General features: G+C 62.3%; 1 protein-coding gene. It reads left to right on the top strand.

The window, feature by feature from the left end; translation table 11 throughout:
- Positions 1–6,492, top strand: a 6,492-nt coding sequence (locus ACFT1A_RS30855) for an amino acid adenylation domain-containing protein (RefSeq protein ID WP_378450095.1), incomplete at both ends; no start/stop codon positions are given.

The following is a 6,492-nucleotide window of genomic DNA, read 5'->3' as shown; positions in this document are numbered from 1 at the left end:
TCTCTTCCGGGGTTCATGGTGCCGTCGGTGGTGGTGGTGTTGGATGGGTTGCCGGTGACGGTGCATGGGAAGTTGGATCGAAAAGCCCTACCGGATATCGACTTTGATCCTCCTCCGCTTCACTATGTTGCACCGCGTACGCCCTTCGAGGAGACCGTTGCCATCGTTTTCGGCGAGCTACTGGGAATATCGAGGGTCGGTGTGCGCGATGATTTCTTTGCTCTCGGTGGAAACTCTCTCAGTGCGACTCGGTTGGTCGCACGGGTGAATTCGGTTCTCGGAGAACGGATCGGTATCCGCGACGTTTTCGACGCGTCCACCGTGGCAGCGCTGGCCGAGTTGGCGCAGTCACGCGGAGGGGACGCCGGTGGCGGCGTCGGAGTCAAGCCGCCGTTGAGACCGCGGGGTGCGACCACGGATATCCCGCTTTCACCTGCGCAGCAGAGGATGTGGTTTGCCAATCAGTTCGACCCTGATTCCGCCGCGTACAACATCGCGTGTGCGTTACGGCTGGACGGCACTTTGGATGTCAGTGCACTTCACGCGGCATTTGGCGACGTCGTCGACCGGCACGAGTCTCTACGTACGGTTTTCCCGCTCACTGACGCCGGCCCACGTCAAGTGATCGTGTCTTCCTCTCAGGTCCTACCAAACCTTGTACCGACCATTGTGCCGGGCGAGGAGGAACTGCGCGAGAGGTGCCGCAGCCTTGTCTCGGAGGGCTTCGATGTCGCACAGCAGGTCCCGTTGCGCGCAACTCTGTTACGTGGGGGTGATCACGTCCTGACGCATGTCCTGGTGATCGTGGTACACCACATCGCCGCAGACGGCTTCTCCACGGCGCCGCTGGCTCGCGATCTCATGAGCGCCTACGCCTCCCGAGTGAAGGGAGAGGCGCCCGAGTGGGCGCCGCTGGCGATCCAGTACGCCGACTATGCGTTGTGGCAACAGGATTGGTTGGGCTCGGAATCCGACGAGCGGTCCTTGGTCTCGACACAACTCGGCTATTGGGTCGACAATCTTGCCGGCGCACCGGAGGTACTCGAGATTCCCACCGATCGACCGCGCGGTAATGTGCGCTCGCTTCGACGCGGGCGGGTTCGGTTCGTGGTGAATTCAGAGATTCATGCCGGTCTGATCGGCCTTGCCCGCCAGCACAACGCCACGATCTTCATGGTCGTGCACGCAGCCCTGGCCGTGATGTTGGCACGACTGAGTGATACCGCCGACATCGCCGTCGGAACTCCGATCGCCGGGCGTGGGGAGCGAGAACTCGACGAACTGGTGGGGATGTTCGTCAATACATTGGTCTTGCGCACTGCAGTAGACCGCGGGACGAGTTTCGGGGAGTTCCTCGACCTGGTCCGAGGCATCGATCTGAGCGCCTTCACTCACGCCGACGTGCCGTTCGAACGAGTTGTCGAGAACGTGAATCCTTCACGTTCGACGGCATACTCGCCCCTCTTTCAAGTCATGCTGGAGTTCCAAGACATCGAGCGGCCCGGACTTGAACTCCCCAACCTCCAGGTGACCGACGTCGGCGTCGCGATCGACACCATCAACTTCGATCTGCAGTTGACGGTATCGCAGACCTTCGACGACACCGGCGAACCAGGCGGCATCCACGCTGAATTCGGATATGCCACAGATATTTTCGACGAGAGGACAGTAGGGTCCTTCGCCGGTCGCTTGCAGCGGATACTCGAGAGCGTGACCTCCGATCCGCACTCGCGGATCGGAGATATCGACATCCTCGACACCCGTGAGCACATCGAACTGGTTCCTGTTCGAGGTGAGATTTCCGCCGCGGCACAGAGTTTATCGGCGTTGCTCACTGCAGCAACAGATATGGCAACCGCCCACGATCCCGACGCCGTCGCACTGGTATTCGAGGAGCGTGAAGTGACCTACCGCGAACTCGACGCGCAGTCGAACCGGTTGGCCCGCATGCTGATCGAATCCGGAGTGGGCCCCGAGTCGATGGTCGCGCTGTGCGTCCCACGTTCCGTCGAGTCCGTTCTGGCAGTGTGGTCCGTTGCCAAGACCGGTGCGGCATTCCTTCCTGTGGACCCGAGTCATCCTTCTGAACGTATCGAGTACATGTTGGGCGACTCCGGCGCAGCCTGGGGAATGACCATCAGGGCGCATCGCGGTGCGCTCGCCGACCGAGTGCCGTGGGTGGTTCTCGACGACGAGAGTATGGCGGAACGGTTGTCGACGTACTCGCCGTCGAGAATCACCGACGCGGATCGGACGACACGGATTCGAACCGACAATCCGGCCTATGTGATCTACACGTCGGGATCTACAGGAACGCCGAAGGGTGTGACGGTCACGCATCGCGGGTTGGCCAACTTTGCTCGCGAGGAGCGCGAGACTTTTGCTGCCACGACTCGATCCAGAATCCTGCACTTCGCTTCGCCGAGTTTCGACGCGTCGGTTCTCGAACTCTTGTTGGCCGTTGGTGCCGGAGCCACCATGGTGGTCGTGCCCCCGACCGTCTACGGCGGGTCGGAGCTGGCGGAGTTACTGGAGCGCGAGCGCGTCACTCATTGTTTTGTCACTCCGGCGGCTTTGTCGTCCGTCGATCCCGACGGCCTCACCACAGTTGGATGCGTCGTCACCGGCGGAGAGGCGTGTCCATCGGAATTGGTGACCCGCTGGGCGTCGGGCAGAAGAATGTTCAACGCCTACGGCCCGACCGAGGCAACGGTGGTGTCGAGTATCAGTGCAGCTCTGACGCCTGACGAAACGGTCACCATCGGTGCACCAACTCGGGGATTTGCCGAGGTAGTGCTGGATTCGCGGCTTCGCCCGGTGCCGGTGGGTGTCGCCGGGGAGTTGTATCTTGCCGGGCCGGCTTTGGCACGCGGCTATCACCGGCGTTCCGCACTGACGTCCACGCAGTTTGTCGCTGATCCGTTCGGTCCTCCGGGAACCCGGATCTATCGCACGGGCGATCGGGTGCGCTGGACTACTGACGGACAGCTGGAGTACCTCGGGCGTACGGATTCCCAGGTGAAGATCCGTGGGTACCGCATCGAACTCGGGGAAGTCGAAGCGGCATTGCAGTCGCACCCGCGCGTGACCCAGGCGGTGACGGACGTCTGGAACGCAGACGGTAGCGATCGGTTGATCGGCTACGTGGTACCTGATCGGGGAGCGAGTATCGATACGCGTGACGTCCTCGCGCATGCCGGCAAGCGGCTGCCGTCGTACATGGTGCCTGTGGCCGTGGTGATACTCGATGCGCTTCCACTGACGGTTCACGGAAAACTTGACCGCGCAGCGCTTCCCGCACCCGATTTTTCGTCCACCTCCTCACCTGATCGGCCACCCCGAACGGAGACCGAGAATCTACTCGCCGGCCTGTTCGCGCAGGTGCTCAGCGTGGAAACAGTAGGAGTGCACGATTCGTTCTTCGAGCTCGGTGGCGACAGCATCATGTCCATCCAATTGGTGGCCCGGGCTCGCGATGCGGGTGTGATCTTCTCGCCTCGAGATGTGTTCGTCCACAAATCTGTTGCCGCGCTAGCCGAGTCGGCGAAATTCGAGCACGACGGATCGGAAGTTCTCGCGGAGCTGGCAGGATCGGGCGTCGGTACTGTTCCGTTGACGCCCGTGGCACAGTGGATGCTCGACCGCAGCGGCGGCTTGTTCGGCGGCGAACTGAGCCGGTTCTCCCAAGCGCTCTTGCTGACAGCTCCCGGTGATCTCACCCAGGACGTCCTTGTCCGTAGCGTCCAGGCGCTGCTGGACCGGCACGACATGCTCCGAGCACGCCTGGTCGAGCGTGAGCGGGTCATGGAAGTTCTACCGCCCGGCTCGATCTCGGCTGAAGGACTGATCCGTCGTGTGAGTGTCGACGCGGTGGACGACGACGACTTCACCGCCTTGGCGTCGAGGGAACTCGAGGCCGCGGCCGACAGCTTGGATACTGCTTCCGCCGACGTGGTTCGCGTTGTCTGGTTCGACGTTGCTGGCAATCCCGATGTGCCGAACAAACGGGGCCGACTACTGCTGGTGATTCATCACCTGGTCGTCGATGGCGTCTCCTGGCGCATTCTTGTCACAGACCTGGCGTCGATGACAGCGCAACTGCGGGCCGGTGTTCCTCCGGCACTACCGCCGAGCGGAACCTCGTTCCGGCGATGGTCACACGGGCTTGTCGAGCACGTCGGCAACCGGAGCGGCGAACGGCACGTCTGGAAAACGATCCTGGAGGGTCCGGACCCCCTGATCGGCTCGCGGCCACTCGACCCCACGATCGACGTCGACGAGACTGTCGACACCGTCACAGCTGACATCACGTCTCACGTGACCAGGAGCCTTCTCACCACAGTTCCTGCGGCATTCCACGCCGGCGTGATCGACGGTCTCCTCACGGCTGTTGCGCTGGCAGCAATCGGGTGGCGACGACGCCGGGGTATCGATACCTCCGACGCGCTGATCAGTCTCGAAGGCCACGGACGTGAAGAAGATGCCGTTCCCGGCGCAGATCTCTCTCGCACCGTCGGTTGGTTCACCACGCTCTTCCCGGTGCGATTGGATCTTGGCGGGATCGATGTCGACGACGCACTGGCAGGTGGAGGTGAAGCGGGGCGCGCCGTCAAGGTCGTCAAGGAGCACGTGCGTGCCATCCCGGACCACGGAATCGGATACGGCATGCTGCGGTACCTGTCCGAAGACGCGGAGAACCTCAGCCGATACCGTTCTCCTCAAATCAGTTTCAATTATCTGGGTCGGGTGAGCACCTCCGACGGAGCGCAGGACTGGCTGCCGGTCGAAGGCAATCGAAAACTCGGTGGAACACAGAATCGTTCCATGCCGGTGGCGTCGGTGATCGACATCAACGCGGCCGTCGAGGACGGTCCCGACGGCCCGTGCTTGACAGCGTCGTTTGCCTTTCCACGCGGGGTACTCGACGAGTCGGACGTCGCGGAGTTCGCGGACCTCTGGCGCCTCGCGCTCGATGGTCTGGCCGCTCATGCATCGCGACCCGGTGCGGGTGGTCTCACACCGTCGGACATCCCGCTGGTCTTGGTCGGCCAGCAACAGATCGAAAGTTGGGAGGGGGATTACCCGGCATTGAACGATGTCTGGTCGGTGTCGCCTCTTCAGGCGGGGTTGATGTTCCATGCTTCACTGGCGGCAACATCCACCGATGTCTACACAGCTCAACTGTGCATCGAACTCGAAGGAGTGGTTGATTCCGAGCGTGTGCGCGGCGCTGCTGCCGGACTGTTGGTCAACCACCCGAATCTGCGTGCGGCGTTCGTCTACGACAGTAACGGTGTACCAGCGCAGTTGATTGTCGACGACGCGGAGATTCCATGGAGCGAAGTAGATCTCACCGAACAAGGATCGGCTACCGAAGCAGAGCTGCGGCGGTGCCTCGACGAGGATCGCAGAGCCCCCTTCGACCTGGCCTCGCCGCCACTGCTGCGGCTGACGTTGCTGCGAACCACCGCGACGCGGTGCGTACTGGCGGTGACAAACCATCACATTGTTCTCGACGGTTGGTCGATGCCCCTGTTGGTACGGGAACTGCTGATGCGATACGCCGCCGACGGTCTCCCGGTCGACAGAGTTCCGCCCGATCTTCCCGAGTCCCCGTCGTACCGCACATATCTGGAGTGGTTGGCGGACCGCGATCCCGACACCTCGCTCGCGGTATGGGAAGACGCCATGCGGGGCGTCGAGGAGCCGACCCTGTTGGCAGATCCAGCACCGAACGTGGAGCAGGGTGTGCCCGAGGAAGTAATCGTCGATCTGCCTGAACCGGTACTCGACGGACTCAGTGCACTGGTCCAGCGCAGCGGGATCACGATGAACACGGTGGTCCAAGCCGCGTGGGGTGTTCTGTTGTCCCGATTGCTTTCCCGCGAAGACGTAGTCTTCGGCGCCACGGTCTCGGGACGCACACCTGAACTACCTGGTGTGGAAAACATGGTGGGACTGCTGATCAACACGTTGCCCGTACGTGTGCAACTGGATCCGGACGAGACGTGGGCCCAGTTGCTCGCTCGACTACAGGACGAGCAGGTATCACTGCTCGAGCATCACTATGTCGGGCTCGGCTCGATTCAGGCACGGGTAGGGGTGGGCAACCTGTTCGACACCCTCTCGGTCTTCGAGTCTTATCCCGTCGACACCTCGGGGATGGATGAGAACGCCGACATCGCCGGGATGCGAGTCACCACTGTGGACGCCCGCGATGCCACGCATTACCCGCTCACCCTGCTCTCGACCGCCGAGCCGGCTTTGCACCTGAGCCTGCGATACCAGCCTGCAACCTTCGAACGCGCAGCGGTCGACACCATCGCACAGCGTTTGGCGCGGATTCTCACCACTATCGCAGAGGACGCGGACACAACGGTCGGCGAGGTCGACGTGTTTGTTGCGGGTGAGCGTGGGTTTGTGGTGGGTGGTTGTGATGGTGTGGGGGTGGTGGTGGGGGGTTTGACGTTGGTGGATGTGTTGGATGGTCGG

Origin of the sequence: Rhodococcus sp. NPDC057135, from assembly GCF_042670865.1 — a bacterium.
In the GTDB taxonomy this organism is placed as follows: domain Bacteria; phylum Actinomycetota; class Actinomycetes; order Mycobacteriales; family Mycobacteriaceae; genus Rhodococcus_F.
The sequence above is the reverse complement of the archived record's forward strand: the minus strand, read 5'-3'. Positions and strand labels throughout refer to the sequence as shown.